Below are 22690 nucleotides of genomic sequence, written 5' to 3'. Positions count from 1 at the left end.
CGGGCCGGTGGCAGGAGGAGGGGTCGTGACCGAACCGCACCCGGCGCTGCGGCTGCTGTGGGAGCCGCCCGCCCGGCCGACCAGGGGGCCGAAGCCCGGCCTCACCCTGGAGTCGATCGCCCGGGCCGGCATCGAGATCGCGGACGCCGAGGGCCTGTCGGCGGTCTCCATGCAGCGGATCGCGGGGCTGCTCGGGCACACCAAGATGGCGCTGTACCGCTACGTGCCGGGCAAGGCCGAGCTGGTCGCCCTGATGATCGAGCACACCGCGGGCGACCCCCCGCCCCCGAACGACGCCCCCTGGCGCGAGCGGCTCACCGACTGGACGCACCGGATGGCCGCCGTCCTGACCGCCCACCCCTGGCTCCTGGACGCCCTCGCCGCCCCGCGCCCCACCGGCCCGCGCGAACTCGCCTGGCTGGAGAGCGTGGTGGCCGCCCTCGACGGCCACGGCCTGACCGGCGCCGAACGCATGGACGCCGCCGTCCTACTGATCGGCCACGCCCGCACCATCGCCGCCCAGCACCGCCAGTCCGCCACCGGCTCCCCCGAAGCCGAACTCCTGCACGCCCTCGTCCCCCTGATCCACACCCACGCCACCCGCTACCCCGCCCTGGCCGCCGCCCTCACCGACCCTCCCACCGGCCACGACAACGCCTTCGACTTCGGCCTCGCCCGCATCCTCGACGGCCTCGCCGCCCTGATCACCCAGCGCACCCGCACCTGAGGCCCCGGGCGGCGGCCCGGGGGTGCACTCCTCCGTCGCGATGGCTCTCCAAGCCTCGGTGACATCCCCGGCGAGCGGGCCGTCCGTGCGGGTGGCGGCCGGGGGCCGCGGGTCTCAGCGTCCGGTGCGGGGGGCGACGGTCGGGCGTTCGGGCGCGGGGGCGGCGCGGTGGCGGCCGCGGCGGGCCGGGGCGCGGGTCGCGGTGACGGCTGCGGCGACGACGAGGGGGGTGAGCAGCAGGGCCATGGTGAGGGTCATCGTGGTGCCTCCGGGTGTCCGGGTGGTCCGGTTCCTGCTGGTGCGGTTACCCGGGCCCGGCTCGGCCATGTGCCCGGATCCGCCCGGGTCACCCGCCCGGACCGCGCCCCGGACCGGATCTCGCCCGTTCGGTCGTCCACCATCGGGTGGTCTTCCCGGGCTGACGATCCGTCAATCTGCTTCGCGGGGGCGCTCGGGCAGCACGATCGGCGCGCCCCCGCGCGGGTGCGCCAGCACCTCGACGGGGTGGCGGTAGACCCGGCTGAGCAGGTCGGCGTCCAGGACTTCGCCGGTGGGGCCGACGGCGACGGTGCGTCCGGCGTCCAGCAGGGCGATCCGGTCGGCGTGCGCGGCGGCCAGGGTGAGGTCGTGCAGGACGACGACCACGCCGCACCCGGCGGCGGCACGGTCCCGGGCGATCCGCAACACGAGTTCCTGGTGGCGCAGGTCGAGGGCGGCGGTGGGTTCGTCGAGCAGCAGCAGCGCGGTGTCCTGGGCGAGGATCCGGGCCAGGGCGACCCGGGCGCGTTCGCCGCCGGAGAGCGCGGTGAAGGGGCGCCCGGCGAGGTGCGCGCAGTCGGTGGCGGCCATCGCGGCCGCGACGGCGCGCTCGTCCTCGGCGGCGGAGCAGGTGCCCGCCCAGGGGGCGCGGCCCATCCGGACCACCTCGTCGGCGGGGAACGGGAAGGACACCTCGTGGTGCTGCGGCAGCAGGGCGCGGCGGCGGGCGAGCGCGAGCGGCTTGTGCCCGGCCAGTGGGCGCCCGTCGATCCGCACCTCGCCGCGGGCCGGTCGCTGGTCGCCGGCCAGCACGGACAGCAGGGTGGACTTCCCGGCGCCGTTGGGGCCGAGCAGGGCCAGGATCTCGCCGGCGCGCACCAGCAGGTCGACGTCGGCGAGCAGTTCGCGGCCCCCGGCGGCGAAGCCGACGCCCTCCGCTTCGAGCAGCGCGGTCATGCCCAGCCTCCCTGGCGGCGTCGGGTGCGGCGCAGCAGCCAGAAGAAGAACGGGCTGCCGATGAGTGCGGTCAGGACGCCGAGCGGGAGTTCGGCGGGTGCGGCCAGGGTGCGGGCGGCGAGGTCTCCGGCGACCAGGACGAGCGCGCCGCCGACGGCGGAGGCGGGCAGCAGGAAGCGGTGGCCGGGCCCGGCGAGCATCCGCAGCAGGTGCGGGACGACCAGGCCGACGAAGCCGATGATGCCGCTGACGGCGACGGCGGCGGCGGTGAGCAGCGCGACCACGGTGATCAGCACGATCCGCATCCGTTCGACGTCCACGCCCAGGTGCCGGGCGGGGCGTTCGCCGAGCGCGAGCAGGTCGAGGCGACGGGCGTAGCGGGGGGCGACGGCGAGGCCGAGGGCGGCGAACGGGAGGACGGCCAGCACCTTGGGCCAACTGGCCTGGGAGAGCGAGCCGAGTTGCCAGAACGTCACCTGGCTGATCGCGGCGGTGTCGGCGGTGAACAGCAGCAGCCCGATCAGGGCGCCGCAGAACGCGTTGACGGCGACGCCGGTGAGCAGCAGGGTGACCACCTCGGTGCGGCCGCCGCTGCGCGACATGGCGTAGACGGCGCCGACGGTGACCAGTCCGGAGGCGAACGCGGCGGCGGTGACCGTCCACGAGCCGAGGGCGTCCAGGCCGAGCACGATGCAGGTGACGGCGCCGACCGCGCCGCCGGAGGAGACGCCGATCACGGCGGGTTCGGCCAGCGGGTTGCCGAACACGCCCTGCATCAGCGCCCCGGCGCAGCCGAGCGCGGCGCCGACCAGCAGGGCGAGCACGACGCGGGGCAACCGGACGTTCCACAGCACCGATTCGGGGACGCGGTCCAGGGCGTGGCCGCCGAGGTGGGCGCGGTGGGCGAGCGAGGCGAGGATGTCGCCGAGCGGGATGGCGTAGGCGCCCGTCCCGGCGGCGAGCAGCGCGAAGCCGAGCAGGGCGGCGCACAGTCCGGCCAGCAGCAGCGGGCGCCGGTCGCGGGCGGGCTTGCGCACCAGCGGGGGTGCGGGGGTCTCGGGCGGGGCGGTGGTGGTCACTTGGCGTCCCGGTGCAGCTGGTCGGCGATCGCGCGGAGCACCTCGGGGGTGCGCGGGCCGTAGGAGAGCAGGCGGCCGTCGTCGACGGAGATGATCCGGCGGTCGAGTCCGGCGGGGGTCTGGGCGACGCCGGGGAGCTTGAGCAGGCCGTCGACGCCGCCGACCGACTCCAGGCCCTTGGTCATCACCAGGATGGCGTCGGGGGCGGCCTTGACCAGGGCTTCGCTGGTGAGCGGGGTGAAGTCGCCGGTGAGGTGGGCGGCGGTGCCGGCGTCCTCGCCGCCGGCGGCCTCGATCAGCGAGGGCGCGCCGGAGTCGGGGCCGCCGAGCAGGAAGACCGAGGCGCTGCCGCGCAGGTACAGGAACGCCACCTTGGGGCGGGTGGCCCCGGCGGCCGGGAGCTGCGCCCGCACTTCGGCGATCCGGCGCTCGGTGCGCTCCTTGAGCTGCGCGCCCGCGTCGGGGACGCCGAGGGCGGCGGCGACGGCGTCGATCCGGGTGCCGATGTCGCCGAGCTGCTTGGCGTCGTCCAGGACGATCAGCGGGACGCCGGCGGCCCGGATCTGTTCGACCGCCTCGGCCGGTCCGGTGCTGCGGTCGGCGAGCACCACGGTGGGGTGCAGGGAGAGCACGCCCTCGGCGGAGACCTCGTGGGCCTGGGTGATGACGGGGAGCTTCGCGGCCTGTTCGAAGGTGGTGGAGACGTCCCGGGCGACCGCGTGGTCGCCGAGGCCGAGGCTGAAGACCAGTTCGGCGAGGCTGCCGTTGAGCGGGATGATCCGCTCGGCGCTGGTGACGGTGACCTGCCGGCCGTCCGCGGAGGGGACGGTGACGGGCAGCCGGGGGGCGGGGGTGTCGGGCAGCGCCTCGATCCGGTCCGGGTCGGCGGTGGCGGCGGCGGGGGCCTTCGGGTCGGTGGTGGCGGCCGGGCCGGTGGCGCAGGCGCTCGCGCCGAGCAGGAGTCCGAGGACGGCGAGCAGGACGGCGGGGGCGGTGCTGGTCCGGTCGCGGAGGGTGCGGGTCAACCTCGGGCCTTTCTCGGTGCGTTGACGTCCCGTCGAGGCCGACCCGGGGGGTCGTGGGCGGAACACTTGACTCATATATTAGGTTAGCCTTACCTGAGTTCAGCAAGGGGGTGGGCTGCCCCCGCATCCGCTGCCACCTGCCCGCTTCCCCTCCGCCGAGGAGTGATCCGCCATGCCCGTCCCCGGACGGCCCCCCGTACCACCCCGCCGCCCGGCCGGACGGCTGCGCACCGCGCTCGTGCTGCCGCTCGCCCTGCTGCTCGCCCTGGTCTGGCTCCCCGGCCGGGCCGCCGCGGCCGACCCGACCGTCTCCGGCGGACGGCTCGACTGGGGCATCAAGCAGTCCTTCCTCACCTACGTCACCGGCCCGATAGCCAACGGCAAGTGGGCCCTCACCGGCGGCGCGGCCACCGTCGGCGGCTCGGTCTTCCGCTTCCACTCCGCGACCGGCAGCTACGACCCGTCCACCGGCGCGCTCTCCGCCGCCTTCCAGGGCGGGGTGCGCTTCACCGGCCACCAGGAGAACGGCAGCAACGCGCTCGACCTCGCGATCTCCCACCTCACCGTCAAGGCCACCGCCGGCGGTGACGCCGCCCTGTACGCGGACGTCAGCTCCAAGTCCCGGGAGAGCGGCAAGACTTCCAGCACCAGCCAGGCCCGCCTGGCCGAGCTCTCGCTCTCCGGCGTCTCGCTCAAGAACGCCACCGGCACCATCACGCTCAGCAACGTCCCCGCGACACTGACCTCGACCGGGGCGAGCGCCTTCGGCGGCTTCTACACCGCGGGGACGGCGCTCGACCCGCTCACCTTCTCCGTCACCCTCAAGTCCCCGGCCGCCGCCCCGTCCCCGACGCCCACCCCGTCCGCGGCCCCGTCCGAGACGGCCGCCGACCCCGCGCCGTCGGCCACCGCCACCGGGACCGCCACCAACACCGCCACCGCGTTCGACCGGGGCGCCCTGGACTGGGGCGTGCGCCGCACCTTCCGCGACTACGTCACCGGCTCGATCGCCCAGGGCGGTTGGCAGCTCGGCGACGGCGCGGCCGACGGCGGGGCCTTCTTCCGCTGGACGCCCGCCCGCGGCAGCTGGGACCAGGACGCCCGCACCCTCGACGCGGCCTTCGCCGGCACCGTCCGCTTCACCGGCCTGCGCGAGGGCGACGCCCTCGGCCTCGACCTCACCCTCGCCAACCCGCGCCTGACGGCCACCGGCGCCGAGGGCCACCTGACCGTCGACGTCTCCGGCCGCACGCCCGACGGCGCCACCCGCACCGCCACCGCCACCGAGATCGCCACCTTCGACGCGAGCGCGCTGAGGACCGAGAACGGCCTGCTCACCGCCACCGACCTCCCCCTCGCCCTGACCTCCGCCGGTGCGAGCGCCTTCGGCAACCTCTACCCCGCCGGCACCGAGATGGACCCGCTCACCGTCAGCCTCCCCCTCACCGCCGACGCGGCCGTCCCCCCGCTGCCCGACCTCGGCGCCGCGCCCACGCCCACGCCCTCCGCCGGCCCGGTCACCACCACCCCCACCGCGGCCGCCGCCTCCTCCTCGCCCTCCACCGCGCTGGTCACCACCCTCGTGCTGGCCCTCGCCGCCGCGGCGGCCGCGGTCACCACCTTCGTCGTCCGCCGCCGCAGGCGTTCCTGACCCGCCTCCCCGACACCTCTGCCACCGTTCCCACCCCACCGATTCCCGGAGCCACACCCATGCCCCACACCCCGGTCCGCCACCGCAACCGCACCCGCCTGGCCGCTCTCGCCGCCGCGACCGCGGGTCTCGGCCTGACCGCCTTCGGCCTGCCCTCCCTCGCGTTCGGCGCCGGCGCCCCGACCACCGTCACCTACGACACCGGCTCGCTGGACTGGGGTGTCCTGGCGAAGTTCCGCGCCTACGTGACCGGGCCGATCGGCGGCGGCAGCATCACCACGAGCGGCGGGGCGAGCGTCAACCAGGACGGCTCGTACCACTTCAACCTGTCGTCCGCCGGGTACGACACCACGACCCACAAGCTGAACGCCGCGTTCGACGGCGGGGTGCGCTTCCTCGCCCACGACGGCGCGCTGGACATCGCGTTCAGCGACCTGCGGATCACCACCGAGGGCACCACCGGCACCCTCATCGCGGACACCGCCTCGAAGGAGAGCATCGGCGCCCCCGCCCCGACCCTCCGCGAGGACGTCCCGCTGGCCACCTTCACCGTCGCCCGTGACACCACCAACGGCGGGGCCACCGCCGCCACCCTGACCGCCGAGGGCGCGAAGGCGTTCGCGGGGTTCTACCAGCCGGGCACCGCGCTGGACCCGCTGTCGGTCGTCCTCAAGCAGACGCCCGCCCCGTCCCCGTCCGCCTCGGCCTCCGCCTCGGCCTCCGCCTCGGCCTCCGCCTCCGCCTCTACCTCTGCCTCGCCGGCGCCCAGCACCTCCACCGGGCCGTCCTCCTCCCCCGCGCCCAGCACCTCTCCGCAGCCGAGCACCTCCTCCTCGCCCTCCCCCTCCGCGTCGGCATCGGCGTCGGCGTCGGCCTCCGCCTCCACCCCGGCGGGCAACGAGCTGGCGATCGTCGACGGCCGCCTGGAGTGGGGCGTGCAGCCGGACTTCGTGGCGTACGTGACGGGGCCGATCGCGGCCGGCAAGGTCGAGTTCGGCGGCGGCGCGGCCGACTACGGGTTCGGCTCGGGCAGCGGCAGCTACCGGACGGACACCCACGCGCTGTCGGCGGACTTCGCCGGGTCGGTGCGCTTCCTCGGCCACCGGGGGGCCGACGGGCAGTACCTGCTGGACACCGAGCTGTCGAAGCTGGGCGTCCGGGTGGACGCCTCCGGCGCGTACCTGGTGGCGGACGTGACCGCCAAGTCCCTCTCCGGCGGGGAGCCGGTCAAGCTGACCGGGGCCCGGATCGCCAAGCTCGACCTGTCCAAGGCCGATCTCACCCCGGTCAACGGCGTGGTGACGCTGCGCCAGGTCCCGGCGACGCTGACCGCCGAGGGCGTGCCGGTGTTCGGGCAGTACAAGGAGGGCAAGGCGCTGGCCCCGGTGACCGCGGTCCTCTCCTTCGACCGCTCCGCCACCCTGCCGTCCACCACCCCCTCCACCGGCGCCACCACCGGCACCGGCGGCACGGGCACCGGCACCGGCACGACCGGTGGCGCCACGCTCACCACCTCCGGCGACGAACTCGCCTTCACCGGCGGCGGCACCGGCACCACCCCGATCCTGGCGACGGCCGCCGGGCTGCTGCTGATCGGCGGGGCGACCACCGTCCTGGCCCGCCGCCGCTCCACCGCCACCACCGGGGCCACCAGCGCCGAGTGAGGTGACCGGCACCGCCGGCTGCACGCGACCGAACGCATCGGGCCCGTACGGGGGTTGTCCCCGTACGGGCCCGTCCCCGTCCCCGCCGCGCGCGGCCGGCGCACGCACCGGGCCGGGGCGGGCCGGTCAGCGGGCGCCGGCCAGTTCGGCCAGTTCGCGCAGGCGGGTGAAGTAGTCGGCGGCCCCGGGGTCGTCGGCGAGTTCGGGCAGGATCCGGTGGACGGTCGCTATGCCGGTGCGCAGGGCTTCCCGGCGGCGCTGGTCGAGCGGTCCGGTCAACGCGGCGGACACGCAGCCGGCGAGGTGGCTGTCGAGCAGCACCAGGTCCTCACCGGCGGGGAAGCGCCGGTAGCAGCTCTGTGGGAAGGGCAGGTCGAGGAAACCCTGCCAGAGGGTGGCCAGCTGGTCATCGTGCGTGTCGCTCATGCGGACGATGATGCCCGAGCGCACGGCCGCCCCGTCACCCGCCCCGCCCCTGCTCCGCCCGCCCGTCCCGCGCCGTCCGTCCCACCCGGTCCCGCCCGGTCCGGTCCGCGGGTACGACGAGGCCCGGCGCGGGAACGGTTCCCGTGCCGGGCCTCGCGGCGGCGTCCGGTGCTCAGGCGCTCAGCGGGTACCGCCCGCCGAGTTCGGCGAATATCGCGCCGTTGAGCACGAAGGCGCGCTTGCACTCCTCGGCGACCCGGCGGCGCTCGACCTCGTCCATCAGCTCGCCCGCGGCGTCCAGCTTGGCGCGGTAGTCGCGCTTGAACGCGGCGGGGTTGTCGATCTCCTCGAAGACGTAGAACCGGACGCCGTCGCCCTTGCGCTCGAAGCCCCAGGTGCGCTCGGCGACGCCGCGGATGATCTGACCGCCCGACAGGTCGCCGAGGTAGCGGGTGTAGTGGTGGGCGAGGTAGCCGGCCGGCCAGGTCCGGGCGAGCTCCTCGATCCGGGCGGCGATCGCCTCGGTGGCGGGCAGCGGGGCGATGGTCCCGCGCCAGTCGGGGCCGGCCAGGTGGTCGAGGTCGCGCTCGATCGCGGCGGTGCGCAGCAGGGCGCGGTCGACCAGCGGACCGGCGACGGGGTCGGCGGCGAGGACGTCCAGGTGGGACTCCAGGGCGCGGTAGACGTACCAGAGCTGGCCGGTGAGGTCGGTGTAGGCCTGGACGCCGAGCTTCCCGCCGAGCAGGTCGCTCATGAAGGAGGACTGTTCGGCCGCCTGGTGCTCCTCGGCGCTGGCGGTGCGGAGCAGGGCGGAGAAGGCGGCGGGCTGCTGGTCGGGGCTGGACATCGGGGAAGGCCTCCAGAGATCGAATCCCCTCGATTATTTAGGTGAGGCTCACCTAAGTCAAGCTCTTGCCGACACCCTGTCGGGAAGTTCCCACGGGGCGTTAAATCCCTGGGCGCACCGGCTCCGACGTGCTTGGATACCCGCCATGGACCGATCAACGCAGGACCGGGCGGGCCGCTCGTTCGACGCCCTGGTGGACGAGGCCGCGGCCGCCCCCGTCGACGGGTGGGACTTCTCCTGGCTGGCCGGGCGGGCCACCGAGCAGCGCCCGTCCTGGGGGTACCAGCGGCTGCTGGGCGAGCGGCTGGCGGCGGCCTCCGCGGCGCTGGACGTGCAGACCGGCGGCGGCGAGGTGCTCGCAGGCGCGGGGGCGGCGAACTTCCCGCGCACGCTGGTGGCGACCGAGGGCTGGGCGCCGAACGCCGCGCGGGCGACGCGGCTGCTGCACCCGCTGGGCGCCGTCCTGGTGGCCTCCCCGGAGGACGCGCCGCTGCCGTTCGCCGACGGCGCGTTCGACCTGCTGACCAGCCGTCACCCGGCCCGGGTGGACTTCCCGGAGATCGCCCGGGTGCTGGCCCCCGGCGGCACGTACTTCGCCCAGCACGTCGGCGGGCGCACCAACGTCGAACTGAGCGCGTTCTTCCTCGGCCCGTTCCCGGTGCCCACCGCCCGCGAGCACGAGGTGGAGGCCGCCCTGGCCCGGGCCGCCGGGCTGGAGGTGGTGGAGTGCCGCAACGAGCGGCTGCGGCTGGAGTTCTCCGACGTCGGCGCGGTGGTCTGGTTCCTGCGCAAGGTGATCTGGACGGTGCCCGGCTTCTCGGTCGACCGCTACCGCGAGCGGCTGCGCGAGCTGCACGAACGGATCGGGCGCGAGGGCGTGTTCGTCTCCACCATGTCCCGCACCCTGCTGGAGGCCCGCAAGCCCGCCGTCGCCTGAGCACCCCCGGCCCCCGACCAGGCCCGACCAGGCCCGACCACCGCCCGAGCGGCGCAGCCCGTCAGTCCCGGTCCGGCCGCGCCGTGCGGCGCACGGGGTGGCCGGACTCGTCGGTGGTCAGCCAGCTGCCGTCGCCGAGCGGGCGCAGGTCGTAGCAGTCCCGGGCGCCGGAGTCGAAGGCGCCGAGGATGCGCCCGGTGCGCGCGTCGACCCGGTGGCTGCGGAACCACTCCTGCCCGCTCTCCTCGTCCTCGCCGTACAGCACCACCGCCAGGGTGTCGGCGTCGAGGTAGCCGCCGCTCCACTCGACCACGGCCTCGCACCGCTCCCCGTCGTACCCGAAGTCGTCGACGGTGACGGTGAACTCGACCTCGCCGCCGGGGTGGGCGTGCACGGCGAAGTCCCCCTGCCCGTGGTCGACCGTCAGGAAGTGCTCCCCGTCCGGGGAGAGGCCGATCAGGCAGCGGTCGGTCCAGGGGTAGGTGACCAGTTCCAGCCCGCCAGCGGCGAGCGAGCCGCGGAAGACCACCGTGCCGTCCTGGCCCTCGCCGACGTCGAGCAGCACCGACTCCCCGTCGGGGTGGACGAAGTGCTCCCCGGCGTGGCCGACGGTGCCCAGCTCGGCCCGCCCCAGCACCTCGCCGGTGGCGGCGTCCAGCACCGTCCACACGTCGTAGCCGCTGCGGCCGGCGATCGCGTCGGGCCGGTAGAACCACAGCCGCCGGCCGTCCGCGGAGAGCCCGCACCCGGGCCGGTGGCCCCAGGCGTGCGTCCACTCCTCCTCGATGACCGCGCGCCACAGCTCGTCCCCGTCCGCCCCGACGCACACCGCGGCGTCCAGCGTGGTGTAGTACGCCCGCTCCAGGTCCGGCGCCACCGCGTAGTCGCAGACGTCGTCCCCCTCCCGCGGCCGGAACACCGCGACCGGCGCCAGCACCCCGAACGCCGCTCCGGCGGTGTCGTAGCCGCAGATCGCACCCCCGACCAGCCGGGCGGTGATCGGACGGAACCCCGGTTGCCCACTCATGGCCCACACCCTAGCGCGCCGCCCCGACAGGCCCGGCCGCCCCCGGCCGGGGGCGGAACGGGGGCGTGCCGCCCGGGCGGCACGCCCCCGACCGATGGGGGTCTTACACGGCCCGCGCGTTGATGACCATGCGGGAGGCCTGCGCCCGGGTGTAGGACGCGCAGTGCTCGCGCCAGCGGACCGCGAGGACGGTCTCCACCACGTTGGACGGGGGCCCGGCCATCAGGAGGACGGACTGCTCCGCGAGCCGCCGCACGCACGCGGCGACCGCCTTCCGGACGGCCTCGTGGTTGCCCCACTCGGCGCCCGGCCGCTTGGTGAGCGCGCTGCCGAGGGTGGCCAGGTCCCGGGCGACCGCGGCCCGTTCCTTGTCCACCACGAGCGTGTGGGCGTGCAGTTCCGCGGCGTGCTCCAGCGAGTCGGCGTCGAAGAGCTTCTCCTTGGCCGCCCGCAGGGACTCGCCGTGGCCGCCGCGGTCGCCCGCGTCCACGGTGGCGTAGGGGAGCAGGTTGCGGAACCGCAGGTACTGGGCGGCGGCGTCCTTCACCGTGGTGGACGCCAGCACCCGGACGGCGGTGTCGAAGACCTGCCGCAGCTGCCCGCCGCGCAGCTGGTCGACCGGGAGCAGGCAGTCCAGCCGCATCACGGCGGACCGCAGGTCCGCGGCGACCGCCTCGTGGAAGCCCTTCGGGTCGTCCCCCGAGGCGGCGGCGACGGCGTCGGCGGCGGCGACCTCCACCAGCCAGGCGGTGGTGTGCGAGCCCATCCCGGCCACGCCGCGCGGTGCCGGGGCCCGCCCGTTGACCTGGAGCACCGGGGCGCCCTTCTGCGGCGCGGGCGTGTGGGCGACCACCAGCGCCTCGGTGGCCCGGTGGGCCGCCCAGCCGCCCGCCGCGCCGTCGGCGGCCGTCGGCAGCGGGGTGACCGCGAGCAGTTCCTGGTAGGCCCGGCCGGTCGCGGTGATCAGCTCCGTCAGGCGCTCCGGATCGGCGGGCATCCGGGCGACGCGCCGGTCGATCTCCAGGCGCAGCCGCTCCAGGGCGGCGGCCCCGGACGCCGACAGGGGGTTGGCGGGGTCGGCCTTCGGCGGGGTCAGCGGGGTCAGGAACTTCGCCGTGGCCACCGAGCGCGGGTAGGCGGTGGCCACGGTCAGCTGGTGGTCGTGCAGCAGGTAGGCGAGGACCCGGGCCGCGTTGGGCAGTGCCTCCGCGGCGGCGTCGGCGATGTCGTCCACCACGACCTGGGCCGGGGTGCGGTAGGTCCCGATCATCCTGCGCCACCGCTCGGCGTCGGCCACCGGGATCCCCTCGATCGCGTTCCTCGCCAGGTCCTTCGCCGTGCTGTCCGCGGTGGAGGCGAGCTGGCGCAGGTGGTCCAGCTCGTTGTCGCCCTTGAACTGGTCCGTCAGGCGCTTCGCGTCGCGCTGGAGCCGTTCCACCACCTCGGGCTGGTACTTCTCCTCCGGGCCGAACGTCCGGCCCTGCCGCTGCAGCGCCCTCTTCACCTTCGGGCTGCGGTCCAGCTGCTGGAGCAGGTCGTCCAGCAGCCTTTCGAGCTTGGTGTGGCCGCCCGAGACCCGGCTGTCGGTCTGCGGCTCCAGGGCCGCCGCGGTCCGGGCGGCCCGCAGCGCGGCCTCGAAGGAGAAGAGCCGCCACAGCGCTTCGCGCGGGCCCGCCGCCGGATCCGGCCGCACCTCCGGCTCCGGCTCCAGCTCCGCGTCCTCCGAGGACGAGGACGAAGAGGAGGAGGACGAAGAGGAGGACGCGAACACCGAGGACGAACCGGTGTCGTCCTCGTCGTCGTCCCCGTCGAACTCCTCCTCGACCTCGGCCTCGGCCTCGAAGTCGTCCACCTCGGCACCGAGGTCGATGCCCGTGCCCGGGGCCTCGATGTCCAGCAGGACCTTGCGGTAGCTGCCCTCCCCCGATCCCTTGGAGCCGCCCGAGGAGGGAACGGGCACCGTGCCGAACGGGAGGTAGTTCACGTACGTCAGGTGGTAGGCGATGGCCCGTTCGAGCGGCGCCGCCGCGTCCGTCCGGCGGCGCTCCTCGGGCGAGGCGGCCCGGAACTCGGCGAGGTGGTGCGCCACCCAGTGGGCGGAGTCCTCCAGGCGGTCCCTGCGGCGGGCGGCGTCGGCGAGCAGCGCCAGGCGCTTCTTCCCGCTCGACCCCGGCTCGGTCATCCAGGCGCCGAGCGCGGCCTGCCGCCGTTCCAGGGCGGTGGCGGCCTCGTCCAGGGTGCGGCCGAAGAGGTCGGCGCGCAGGGCGTCGACCACGGCCTGCCAGGCCACCGTGTGGTCGCCCATCCGGGAGCCGAACGGCGAGGGCGTGCGGTGGCCGGGGCTGATCACCACCCGCTGGATGCGGCCGCCGGGGTCGAGTTCCAGCAGGGGCCGCAGGGTGACCCGGGCCATCTTGGGCAGGTGGTGCGCCTGCGGCGCGAGGTCCGACACCTCCCGCCTGAGCACCGGGGGCTTCCTGGCGTTGCCGTCGGCCCCCTTGGCCCGCTTCGGCGCCGGTCCGCCGTCCGGGGCCGCCTTCGGCGCCGGGACGGCGGGGCCGGTGGTCAGGCCGCTGCGGGCCTTGCGCAGTTCCTGGTAGTCGGCTTCGACGGTCGAGTCGTACTGGATGGGCGAGGTCGGCGGCTCTGCGGCCGACTTGTCCAGCGTTCGCTTCAACGGATCCCCCCACAGGTCGTTCGGTCGAACCTCAAAGGCTAGTCACTGCACGGCAGTTGCGTCCCACAGACGCCGGAATGGCCCCCCGCCCGGCCGGGTACCGGGTTCACGGCGGGCCCCCCGTCCGACCGGGTACCGGGTTCACGGCGGGCCGTCGGCCCGGAGCGGGACGGCGGTGGGGCGGCCGCTGGTGACCCGCAGCAGGGCTTCCAGGATGCCGGTGCTCTCGGCGGCGGAGAGGGCGACGGGCTGCGGGAGCCCGGGGCGGGTGCAGGCGATCTCCAGCAGGACGCGGGCCGCGTCGGCCAGGGCCGCGGCGGCGCGTTCCGCGCGTTCGGCGGGGTCGGTGTCGGCGATCAGGCCGAGCGCGGCGGCGGTGCGGCGACGCTCCCGGCGGGCCTCGTAGGCGCGCTGCCGGCAGGTCTGGCCGCAGTACTTGGGGCGGGTTCCCCGTTTGCCGGCCGCGGCGGCGGGCTTCCCGCACCAGACGCAGGGGTGCGCGTCCGTCCGGGCGTCGGGGTCGGTGGCGGCGTCGTCCATGCCCTGATCCAACGCCCGCCACCCACCGCGCGGGACGGGCCCGGAGCCGTTTCACCTGAACGGGGAACGGGAGGACCGGCGACGGCACTCAGGCCGGCGGCAGCTCCGCCACCAGGCCCGTCCTCGCCGTGGATGGCCTCGACCGGGCAGACCGCCTCGCAGGCGCCGCGGTCGACGCGCTCGTCGGCGAGGTCAGCGCGCGGACGGGCGCGGCGGTGTCCGCGTTGCGGTTCTACGAGGAGTTCGGCCTGATCGCGTCCGGGCGCGACGGCCGCAACCGGCGCCGCTACCCGCGGCACATGCTGCGCCGGATCGCGCTGATCTCGGTGGCGAAGCGGATCGGCATCCCGCTGGAGGACCTGCGCGCGGCCTTCGCCGACGTGCCGCTCGACCGGCCGCCCAGCCACCAGGAGTGGCAGCGTGCCTCGCGCGGGTGGAAGCTCCGGCTGGAGGAGCGCCGGCTGACCATCGAACGGCTGGAGGCCGAACTGACCGGCTGCATCGGCTGCGGCTGCCTGTCGATGAAGGCCTGCGCCCTGCTGAACCCGGGCGACGCCCTCGCCGAGGACGGCACGGGGCCGCGCCGCCTGTGACGGCCGTTCAGCCGCCCGGGGCGCGGAAGGCCAGCACGGTGTTGTGGCCGCCGAAGCCGACCGAGTGGCTGAGCGCCAGCCGGGGGGCCTGTCGGCGGGGGGCGCGGGTGACCAGGTCGAGGCCGGCGGTGTCGGGGCCGGGGGCGTCGTGGTTGGCGGTGGGCGGGACGGTGCCGGTGCGCAGGGTGTGGACGGTGAGGGCGGCTTCGACGGCCCCGGCGGCGCCCATGGTGTGGCCGAGCGCACCCTTGGCGGAGGTGACGCTGGGCGGGGTGCGGGCGAACAGTTCGCGGATCGCGGCAGCCTCGATCCGGTCGCCCTGCGGGGTGCCGGTGCCGTGCGCGTTGACGTGGTCGACCTCCTCGGGTGCGGCGTCGGCGGCGCGCAGGGCGAGGGCGACGGCCCGGCGCAGGCCGCGCCCGGCCGGGTCGGGGGCGGCGGGGTGGTGGGCGTCGGAGGTGGCGGCCCACCCGGCGAGGTGGGCGAGGGCGCGGGCCCGGCGGGCGGCGGCGTCGGCGGCGCGTTCCAGCACCAGGACGCCCGCGCCCTCGCCGAGCACGAAGCCGTCCCGTTCCCGGTCGAAGGGCCGGGAGGCGGTGGCGGGCCGGTCGGTGCGCCGGGACAGCGCGCCCATCCGGGCGAACGCGGCGGCGCACAGCGGGGTGGCCATCGCGTCGGTGCCGCCGGCCACCGCGAGGTCGCAGGCGCCGGTGGCGAGCAGCAGTGCGGCGTGCGCGACGGCGTTGGCACCGGAGGCGCAGGCGGTGGAGGTGTGCAGGGCGGGGCCGGTGGTGCGCAGCGCGAGGGCGAGGTGGCCGGCGGCGGACAGGTTGGGCAGGTAGCCGGTGAGGGTGAGCGGGGAGAGCGCGTCGGGGCCGCGTTCGAGGAGTCGGCGGTGGGCGTCCTCCAGGACGGCGATCCCGCCGGCCGCGGAGCCGATCACCACGGCGACGCGGTCCGGGTCCCAGTCGGGGGGCCGTGCGCCGAAGGCTTCGATCCCGGCTTCGCGGAGGGCTTCGCGGGCGGCGGTCAGCAGGTAGCGGGTGGAGCGGTCCAGCCGCCAGGCCTGCCGGACGGGGGCGTCCTCGGGGTGCGGCGGGCGGCAGCTGATCGGTACGGGGCCGCCGTCCAGGGCGGGGTCGCGCCGGGCGGTGCCGTGCCCCTCGCACAGGGTGCGCCAGGTCGGCGCCATCCCGTCGCCCCCGGCGGTGACCGCCCCGGTGCCGGTGACCACGATCCGTCTCCCGTCGGTCGGGTCAGTCATCTCCGGGTCGCCGCCCGTCCAGCAACCTGCGCACCTCGTCGACGAGTTGGCCGAAGGTCACGTCCGCTCCGGCGGCTTCGGCGTCCAGCGGGACGCCCCACTCCTCCTGGAGGGTGACGTACAGCTCGACGATGGACAGCGAGTCGAGGTCGAGCTCCTGGAAGCTCGCCCGGGCGGTGATCAGGTCGGCGGGGACGTCGAACTTCCGGATGAGGACGGCGGCGATGCGTTCGGTGACCTGGTCCACGGGGTCTCCTCCTCGTGACGGGGCGTCGGTGTCAGTCCAGGGTGCGGCGGACGGGGGTGGCGGCGGGCCAGGTGAGGGCGACGGACGCCCAGGTCAGGCCGCCGCCGAAGGCGGTGAGCAGGGCGGGCGTGCCGGGGGCGAGGGCGCGCTGCGGGCCGTCGTCGGCGAGCACCAGCGGGATGGACGCGGCGGCGGTGTTGCCGAGTTCGCGCAGGTTGCCGAAGCGGACGGCGGGCGGCAGGCCGAGGCGGTCGGCGACCGAGTCGAGGATGCGCTGGTTGGCCTGGTGGGCGACGAACGCGCCGAGGTCGGCGGCCCGCCAGCCGGCCGCGGCCAGTGCGCGTCCGGCGGAGTCGGTGAGGTGCCGGACGGCCTGGCCGTAGACGGCGCGCCCGCGCATCCGGAACCAGTGCGCGTCCGGGTCCTGCCGCTGCCGGTCGGGGTGGCGGGAGCCGCCCGCGGCGATGGTGATCAGGGCGGCCGCGCCGCCGTCGCTGCCGAGGTCGGCGGCGCGCAGGGCGCCGGACGCGCCGTCCTCGGCGGCGGCCAGCAGGACCGCGCCGGCGCCGTCGCCGAACAGGGCGGCGGTGTCGCGGTCGGCGGGGTCGACGATGGTGGAGTAGGTGTCGGCGCCGATCACCAGCGGTCGGCGGCAGGTGCCGGCCCGCACCAGGGCGTCGGCGGTGGCCAGCGCGTACAGGAAGCCGGAGCAGACGGCGGCCAGGTCGAGGGCGGGGACGCGCGGCAGGCCGAGCCGGTGGGCGACGGCGGGCGCGGTGGCGGGGCAGGGGTGGTCGGGGGTGGTGGTGGCGAGCAGCACGAAGTCCGGTGCGGCGTCGGCGGATTCGATGGCGGCGGCCGCGGCGTACACGGCCAGGTCGCCGGTGGCGGTGCCGGGCGCGGCGCGGCGGCGGCGGTGGATGCCGGTGCGCCGGCGGATCCACTCGTCGCTGCTGTCGAGGCGTCCTTCGGCGATCACCTCCTCGTTGTCGACGCTGCGGGCGGGCAGGCAGGAGCCGATCCCGACGACGGCCGCGCGGGGCACCGGACGCCCCCTCAGGCCGCGAACGGGGAGGGCGGCTTGGGAATGGCCGCGAGTCCGCCGTCGGGGGTGGACAGTCCGCCGTCCAGCACCAGGGCCTGGGCGGTGACCAGCGCGGAGGCGGGCGAGGCCAGGAACAGCACGGCCCCGGCGATGTCCTCGGGGGTGCCCCAGCGGCCCTGCGGGACGTGCGCCATCAGCCACTGCGAGAACGCCTCGGCGCCGGACGCGAAGCTGGTCATGTCGGTGGTGGTCCAGCCGGGGCAGACCGCGTTGACCCGGATGCCCTCGCGGGCCCAGCCGACGCCCAGGCTGCGGGCCAGCGAGATCTGCGCGGCCTTGGTGGCGGCGTACGCGTCCAGCAGCGGGGTGCCCATCACCCCGGACGCGGAGGACATCAGGATCAGCGAGGCCCGGTCGGACGCGGCCAGGTGCGGGTGCGCGGCCCGGCAGATCTCGGCGGTGGCGTTCAGGTTGACGGAGATGACGTACTCCCAGTCCTGCTGGGTGGAGTGCTGGAACGGCACCAGGACGGGGCTGCCGTCCGCCGCGGCGGGCAGCACCCCGGCGTTGTGCAGCAGCACGTCGATCCCGCCGAGCGCCGCGGCGGCCCGTTCCACCAGCCCGCTCGGCGCGCCCGGTTCGGCCAGGTCCGCGGGCAGCGCCACGGCCCGCACCCCGTGCTGCTCGGCCTCCTTGACCACCTCGCGCAGCGCGGCCGCGGTCCGGGCGCTCAGCACCAGGTCGCTCCCGGCCTCGGCCAGCGCCAGGGCGCAGGCCCGTCCGATGCCCCGCGAGGCCCCGGTGACCAGGGTGCGGGCGCCGTCCAGCCGGAACGACCCCGGCAGCGTGCCGTTGCTCATGACAGTGTTTCCTTCCGTTCGACGGGGAGTGCGGTCGGGGCCGCGGACCAGCGCAGCAGCGCGCTGCCCCAGGTCATGCCGGCCCCGAAGACGGTCAGCAGGATCAGGTCGCCGGGCTGTAGCAGCCCCTCGGCGTGCGCGGTGGCCAGCGCGTACGGGGCGCTGGCCGCACCGATGTTGCCCACCAGGTCGCCGACGACGGTCATCCGGTCGGCGAGACCCGCCTCGGCGGCCAGCCGGCGCAGCAGGACGGGGTTGGGCTGGTGGGTGATCACGTGGTCGACGTCCTCGACGGCCAGGCCGTGCCGCTCCAGCGTCTCGTGCAGCATCCGCGGGAAGGCGTCCCGGATGAACCGGCTGACCGTCCGCCCGTCCATCCGGATCCGGTGCGCGCCCTCCGCGAGGGTCTCCCGGGTCGCCGGGCGGCGGCTGCCGCCGGCCGGGATCAGCACCCGGTCCGCGAGCGTGCCGTCCGAGCCGAGCCGGAACCCGCCCAGGCCGCCCGGCGGCTCCACCGGGCCCAGTACGGTGGCCGCGGCGCCGTCCGCGAACAGCACGGCGGTGGCCCGGTCCGCCGGGTCCAGGAACTTCGAGTAGACCTCCACGCCGACCACCACCGCGAGCATCGGCCCGTCCGCCTCGCGCAGCCAGTCGTGCGCGACCTTCGCCCCGAACAGCCAGCCCGAGCAGGCCGCCGAGACGTCCAGCGCGACGGCGTTGCCCGCGCCCACCAGCGCCTGCACCCGGCACGCCGTCGCCGGCCCCAGCTCGTCCGGCGTCGACGTCGCGCACACCAGCAGCCCCAGCCGGTCCGCCGGCACGCCCGCCGAGGCCAGCGCCCGGCGCACCGCCTCCGCGGCGAGGTCGGACGCCGCCTGCTCCCCCGCCGCGACGTGCCGGCGGCGCACCCCCGTCCGCTCCACGATCCACTCCGGCGTCACCCCCACCACCGCCGCCACCTCCCCGTTGCCCCGCACCCGCGACGGCACGTACCGCCCGGTGCCCCACACGCCCACCGCGTTCACCACCACGAACTCCTCATCTGTGCAGACGGATCGGAAGGAACCAGGGGCTCGGGGAACGGCGAGCCCGGGACTGCTGTCGGTGCACTGCCATTGCGCGCATCGGCTTCCGGTCCCGTCGGAGCGGGCAGCCCCGTCGGTCCTAGACGATCTCGTCGGGGAAGGCGAAGTCCCGTTCGACCCGGTCCAGGTGCGGCAGCAGCCGGTCGTAGGCGCGTTCGAGGGCGTTCTCCAGTCCGGCGAGTTCGCCGGGGGCGAGGGTGCGGTGGCGCAGCAGCGGGCCGGCCAGCCGGTCGGCCGCGCGGAGGGCGGCGAGGTGGGCGAGGGCCGCGGTGGCCTCGTCCGGCGGGAGGGCGGCGAGGGCGCGCGGGAGGTCCTCGGCGGCGAGCCGGGCCGCGTACGTCGCGCCGAGTTCCGCCGCCCGGTCGAGCAGCGGGTTCCACACCTCGAAGGGGGTGGCGCCCGCGCGGGTCAGCTCGGCGGTGGCGCGGCGCAGCCAACCGGTCTGGGTGTGCTGGTGCCTGGCCAGGACCGCGGGCCACCACCCGGGGTCGGCGAGGTCGGTGGGGATCGGCGGGAGCGTTCCGGTCGGGGCGTCCGCCAGCAGGGCCCGGCCGAGGTCGTAGCGGATGAGTCGGCTGTCGCCGCCGGCCGGGTCGAAGGAGCGGGCGAAGCCGTGGTACCCGGCCAGCCGGTTGCCGTCGGCGAGTCCGGCGTGGCCGCAGCGGCGCTGGCAGTCGGCGATGATCCGTTCGGCCTCGTCGGCGCAGTGCGCCTTGTACCCGGACAGCGGGCGGCTGACGGCGGCCCACGGTGCGAAGCCGCTCTCCGCCCCGGCGGTGTCGGACTCCCGGGCGGCGGTGAGCAGGTGGCGGGCCCGGGCGGCGGCGCAGCTGAGGGCGAAGGCGTCGGCGAGGGCGCCAAGCAGGGCGCGCTGCTGGCTGCGGTGGGCGAGCAGCGGGCTGCCGGGGGCGAGGGCGGCGCGGGTCTCGCGGTGGCGCGAGTGCCGGACGGCGAGGACCGCGGACTGGCGGGCGAGCGCGGCCAGGGCGGTGGGCAGGACGCCCCACAGGTCCTGGCCGACGGCGAGGGTGCGGCGCAGCCGGTCGGCGGGGGTGCGCGGGTCGTGCAGGCGGCCGTGTCCGTCGAGGTCGGCGTCGTCGCGCAGCCAGTGCGCCTCGGGGACGCGCAGGCCGTCGAAGCGGACGCGGTGGTAGCTGAGCGGGAGCGCGCCGACGGGGACGGGCGGGGAGAGGGTGACGCCGGGCCGGGGGCCGTCGTGGTCGGCGAGGTGGGCCAGGAAGGCGAACACCCCGCCGTCCCGTCCGGCCGCGTCGACGGCGCGGGCGATCACCACGGCGCCGCGCGGCCCGGGGTACTGGGCGACGCCGCCGAACTTGGCGTCCGCCTCCTCGGGGGTCCGCAGCACGAACTCCCTTCGCCCGGGCTGGAATTCGGCCACCGTTCCGGCGCCGAGGTGGCTGCTGGCACGGCCGGCCTCGGTGACCAGGTAGCCGATCCGCAGTTCGCCGGCGTCGACGGCGTCGAGGGCGGGCCGGACGTCCTTGGGGTTGCCCGCCAGCCGCAGCAGCGAGCCCTGGCCGAGGACGCTCTGGGTGACGACCGTCATGCCGAGCCGGGGGTCGGCGACCGCGGCCCAGGCCAGGGCGGCGGCCAGCGCGTCGGCGCGGGCGTGGAGTTCGGCGGCGGCGGGCAGCGCACGCAGCAGCGTGCGCAGGCGGCGGTGGAGGTAGGGCTCGCGCTCGACGGGGGACTCGGCGACGCGGTACGGGTGCCGGGCCAGGGCGCGGTGCAGTCGGGGCAGGTAGCCGGGGTGGTGGCGGCCGTGCAACAGCTCCTCCAGCGTCCCGTACGGCGCCTCCGCCGCTGCGCCGGGCTCCCCCGGCGCCCCGGTTCCCTCCCCCGGCGCCCCGGTTCCCTCTCCACGCGCCCCGGTGGCCCCTCCCGCCGTCCCGGTTCTCTCCCCCGGCGACTCGAACGGCTCCTGTGGCATGCGAGCTCCCTTTCTCTGTACTGGAGTTGGCGTCCGGTCGGTGCTCACCCCGGACACCCGGGCCCCGGTGCCGCGCAGGCAGTCGGCGGCGTTGCGGCCGAGCGCGCTGCCCGGTCCGGCCTCGTGGTAGTCGGTGTGGCCGTGGGCGGCGAGCAGGGCGAGGACGCGGGGCAGGTGGGCGGGGCGGACCAGGCAGTCGGCGGCCCGGGCGGCGAGGTCGTCGGCGGGGGTGTAGCGGCGTCCGGCGACGGCCGAGTAGACGGGCACGGCGGGCGGGCGGATCGGCGGGCCGCCGCGCAGCAGGGCTTCGAACCGGGCGCGCTGGTCGCCGAGTTCGGGGTGGTGGGAGCCGAAGGGCAGGCGCAGCCGGACGGCGGTGAGGCCGCGGGCCGCGGCGAGCCGTTCGACGGCGGCGAGTTGCCCGGGCGGGCCGCCGAGCACGCACTCCCGGGGGCTGTTGACGCAGCCGACGGCCACCCGTCCGCCCCCGGCGCGGGCGGCCAGTTCGGCGGCCTGGTCCTCGTCGCAGCCGAGCAGGGTGAGTGCGCCGGGCGCCCCGGCCAGCACTTCGGCCAGGTGCAGGGCGGCGGCGGCACCGATGGCGACCGTCCAGGACCCGGCGGCGGTCAGGGCGGCGAGTTCGCCGAAGCTGACGGCGAGCAGGGCGGCGGGCGGGCCGTGCCGTTCGGCCAGCACCCGGTGCCAGGCCAGCGCCGCGCCGTGGTGGGCGAGTTGCTGGAGGCCGACCGGGCCCCGGGCCAGTTCCCCTCCCCCGGGCGGGTGTTCACCGAGCAGCAGGCCGGCCAGTGCGGGCAGCGGGTCGGCCTCCGCGGTGGCGGCGACGGCGGCGTCGATCTCCTCGTAGACGGCGCGCAGCGTGCGGCGCAGTGCGCCGTCCCGGGCGGCGGCCAGGTACAACGTCTGGACGGGGAAGTCCCCCTGACCGGGGAACATGTGAACCGACACGGGCATGACTGCACGCTCCGCAGCAGCGAGGGGACCGTTCCGGGACGGGTCGCGGTGCGACCGGCCGCGTGCCGACTCCCTCCGGCGCGGCCGGTGTCCGGCCCGCCACCACAGTGCCCAATCGGTACGTCCACCATCCAGTCATATGACCTGCGAATGTGTTGAAAGTTCCGCCCCGGTTGAACGTTCACCCGGAACCCGGCGCCGCCGCGAACCGCACCCCCGCTCGCCGCCGGTTCTCCCCCGGTCCGGTCACCGGGCGATCATCCCGGCCAGCGCGAGGTCGAGCAACCGGTCGGCCTGGGCGGGGGTTTCGTGCTCGCGGGCCCAGGCGGCGGCGTTCGTCAGGGTGAACACGTCGGCGCCGGTGGTGTCGCCGCGCAGCGCTCCGGCGGCGCGGGCCCGGGCGGTCAGCAGGTCGCCGATCTCCGTCATCCGGTGGCAGGAGTCCAGGAGTTCGTCGGAGCGGGCGGCCAGTTCGGCGGCCAGGCCCCGGTAGGCGGCGGCGTGCCGGACGACCGCGCGGATCCAGTCGGCCAGCGCCCGGGCCGGGTCGAGGTCCTCGGCGAGCCCGTCGCCGTAGGCGAACAGCTCCCGGTTGCGGGCCTCCAACAGGGCGGCGACCAGGGCGGCCCGGGTCGGGAAGTGGCCGTAGAGGGTGCCGGTGGCGACGCCGGCCCGACGGGCGACGCCCTCCAGCGAGGCGCCGGTGCCCTGTTCGCGGAAGACCGCGTCGGCCTCGGCGAGCAGCCGTTCGCGGTTGCGCAGCGCGTCGGCGCGCGGTCGGCGGCGGGCGGGTTCGGGCACGGCGACTCCCTTTTCCGGCCGGGGTCTTGCCCCCGGCCAACAAATCGAGGCATCCTC

General features: G+C 76.3%; 21 protein-coding genes. 5 read left to right on the top strand and 16 right to left on the bottom strand.

Going from position 1 to position 22690, the window contains the following annotated elements; genetic code table 11:
* Window positions 1-25: 25 nt before the first annotated feature.
* Complete coding sequence (locus HUT16_RS34760; protein WP_254898137.1) at window positions 26-727, top strand: TetR/AcrR family transcriptional regulator; 702 nt, start codon at window positions 26-28, stop codon at window positions 725-727.
* Window positions 728-841: 114 nt separating this feature from the next.
* On the opposite strand, the gene HUT16_RS34755 is transcribed toward HUT16_RS34760, so the two are convergent.
* The 4 genes from HUT16_RS34755 to HUT16_RS34740 form a co-directional block, all read right to left on the bottom strand.
* Window positions 842-985 (bottom strand): hypothetical protein, encoded by a 144-nt coding sequence (locus tag HUT16_RS34755; protein ID WP_176191978.1) that lies wholly within the window; start codon window positions 983-985, stop codon window positions 842-844.
* A 171-nt stretch (window positions 986-1156) separates the two neighbouring features.
* Window positions 1157-1942 (bottom strand): heme ABC transporter ATP-binding protein, encoded by a 786-nt coding sequence (locus HUT16_RS34750; protein ID WP_176191977.1) that lies wholly within the window; start codon window positions 1940-1942, stop codon window positions 1157-1159.
* A complete protein-coding gene (locus HUT16_RS34745; RefSeq protein WP_254898420.1) occupies window positions 1939-2982 on the bottom strand; it encodes an iron ABC transporter permease in 1044 nt (347 codons plus the stop codon). The genes HUT16_RS34750 and HUT16_RS34745 overlap by 4 nt, the downstream gene beginning before the upstream one ends.
* Before the next feature lie 35 nt (window positions 2983-3017).
* The gene (locus HUT16_RS34740; RefSeq protein ID WP_176191975.1) at window positions 3018-4046 is read right to left on the bottom strand and encodes a hemin ABC transporter substrate-binding protein; all 1029 of its coding nucleotides are present in this window, start codon (window positions 4044-4046) and stop codon (window positions 3018-3020) included.
* A 172-nt stretch (window positions 4047-4218) separates the two neighbouring features.
* On the opposite strand from HUT16_RS34740, the gene HUT16_RS34735 reads away from it, so the two are divergent.
* Both HUT16_RS34735 and HUT16_RS39530 read left to right on the top strand, forming a co-directional pair.
* A complete protein-coding gene (locus tag HUT16_RS34735; RefSeq protein WP_176191974.1) occupies window positions 4219-5697 on the top strand; it encodes an HtaA domain-containing protein in 1479 nt (492 codons plus the stop codon).
* Window positions 5698-5756: 59 nt separating this feature from the next.
* Window positions 5757-7361 carry an HtaA domain-containing protein gene (locus HUT16_RS39530; RefSeq protein ID WP_176191973.1) on the top strand — a complete coding sequence of 535 codons (1605 nt, stop codon included), beginning with the start codon at window positions 5757-5759 and terminating at the stop codon, window positions 7359-7361.
* Window positions 7362-7487: 126 nt separating this feature from the next.
* Here the strand turns inward: HUT16_RS39530 and HUT16_RS34725 are convergent, their stop codons facing one another.
* A complete protein-coding gene (locus HUT16_RS34725) occupies window positions 7488-7787 on the bottom strand; it encodes a hypothetical protein (RefSeq protein WP_176191972.1) in 300 nt (99 codons plus the stop codon).
* 172 nt (window positions 7788-7959) lie between these two features.
* On the bottom strand, window positions 7960-8634 hold the full coding sequence (locus HUT16_RS34720) for a heme oxygenase (biliverdin-producing) (protein WP_176191971.1): 675 nt from the start codon (window positions 8632-8634) through the stop codon (window positions 7960-7962).
* Window positions 8635-8779: 145 nt separating this feature from the next.
* Here HUT16_RS34720 and HUT16_RS34715 point away from each other — a divergent pair, with 145 nt between their 5' ends.
* Window positions 8780-9571 (top strand): class I SAM-dependent methyltransferase, encoded by a 792-nt coding sequence (locus HUT16_RS34715; protein ID WP_176191970.1) that lies wholly within the window; start codon window positions 8780-8782, stop codon window positions 9569-9571.
* Between the two features lie 61 nt (window positions 9572-9632).
* Here the strand turns inward: HUT16_RS34715 and HUT16_RS34710 are convergent, their stop codons facing one another.
* The 3 genes from HUT16_RS34710 to HUT16_RS34700 all read right to left on the bottom strand — a co-directional run bounded on the left by HUT16_RS34710 (window position 9633) and on the right by HUT16_RS34700 (window position 13815).
* Window positions 9633-10598 carry a hypothetical protein gene (locus tag HUT16_RS34710; protein ID WP_176191969.1) on the bottom strand — a complete coding sequence of 322 codons (966 nt, stop codon included), beginning with the start codon at window positions 10596-10598 and terminating at the stop codon, window positions 9633-9635.
* Window positions 10599-10701: 103 nt separating this feature from the next.
* Window positions 10702-13275 carry a hypothetical protein gene (locus HUT16_RS34705; RefSeq protein ID WP_176191968.1) on the bottom strand — a complete coding sequence of 858 codons (2574 nt, stop codon included), beginning with the start codon at window positions 13273-13275 and terminating at the stop codon, window positions 10702-10704.
* Between the two features lie 141 nt (window positions 13276-13416).
* Entirely contained in the window at window positions 13417-13815 is a 399-nt protein-coding gene (locus HUT16_RS34700) for a hypothetical protein (RefSeq protein WP_176191967.1), read from the bottom strand.
* Between the two features lie 128 nt (window positions 13816-13943).
* Between HUT16_RS34700 and soxR the strand changes: the two genes are divergently transcribed.
* The gene (soxR, locus tag HUT16_RS34695; RefSeq protein ID WP_176191966.1) at window positions 13944-14408 is read left to right on the top strand and encodes a redox-sensitive transcriptional activator SoxR; all 465 of its coding nucleotides are present in this window, start codon (window positions 13944-13946) and stop codon (window positions 14406-14408) included.
* Between the two features lie 7 nt (window positions 14409-14415).
* On the opposite strand, the gene HUT16_RS34690 is transcribed toward soxR, so the two are convergent.
* The 7 genes from HUT16_RS34690 to HUT16_RS34660 form a co-directional block, all read right to left on the bottom strand.
* Window positions 14416-15672, bottom strand: coding sequence for a beta-ketoacyl synthase (locus HUT16_RS34690; protein ID WP_176191965.1), 1257 nt, complete (start codon window positions 15670-15672; stop codon window positions 14416-14418).
* The gene (locus tag HUT16_RS34685) at window positions 15665-15919 is read right to left on the bottom strand and encodes an acyl carrier protein (protein WP_176191964.1); all 255 of its coding nucleotides are present in this window, start codon (window positions 15917-15919) and stop codon (window positions 15665-15667) included. Before HUT16_RS34685 ends, HUT16_RS34690 begins: the two co-directional genes overlap by 8 nt.
* 31 nt (window positions 15920-15950) lie before the next feature.
* Entirely contained in the window at window positions 15951-16964 is a 1014-nt protein-coding gene (locus HUT16_RS34680) for a beta-ketoacyl-ACP synthase 3 (protein WP_176191963.1), read from the bottom strand.
* Between the two features lie 11 nt (window positions 16965-16975).
* Complete coding sequence (locus HUT16_RS34675; protein WP_176191962.1) at window positions 16976-17824, bottom strand: SDR family NAD(P)-dependent oxidoreductase; 849 nt, start codon at window positions 17822-17824, stop codon at window positions 16976-16978.
* Window positions 17821-18849 (bottom strand): 3-oxoacyl-ACP synthase III family protein, encoded by a 1029-nt coding sequence (locus tag HUT16_RS34670; RefSeq protein WP_176193024.1) that lies wholly within the window; start codon window positions 18847-18849, stop codon window positions 17821-17823. The genes HUT16_RS34675 and HUT16_RS34670 overlap by 4 nt, the downstream gene beginning before the upstream one ends.
* A gap of 139 nt (window positions 18850-18988) precedes the next feature.
* Window positions 18989-21832 carry a hypothetical protein gene (locus HUT16_RS34665; RefSeq protein WP_176191961.1) on the bottom strand — a complete coding sequence of 948 codons (2844 nt, stop codon included), beginning with the start codon at window positions 21830-21832 and terminating at the stop codon, window positions 18989-18991.
* Between the two features lie 246 nt (window positions 21833-22078).
* Complete coding sequence (locus HUT16_RS34660) at window positions 22079-22633, bottom strand: TetR/AcrR family transcriptional regulator (protein WP_176191960.1); 555 nt, start codon at window positions 22631-22633, stop codon at window positions 22079-22081.
* Between the last annotated feature and the right edge of the window lie 57 nt (window positions 22634-22690).

The organism is Kitasatospora sp. NA04385 (assembly GCF_013364235.1).
In the GTDB taxonomy this organism is placed as follows: Bacteria; Actinomycetota; Actinomycetes; order Streptomycetales; family Streptomycetaceae; genus Kitasatospora.
This window is presented reverse-complemented; position numbering and strand designations above follow the sequence as displayed.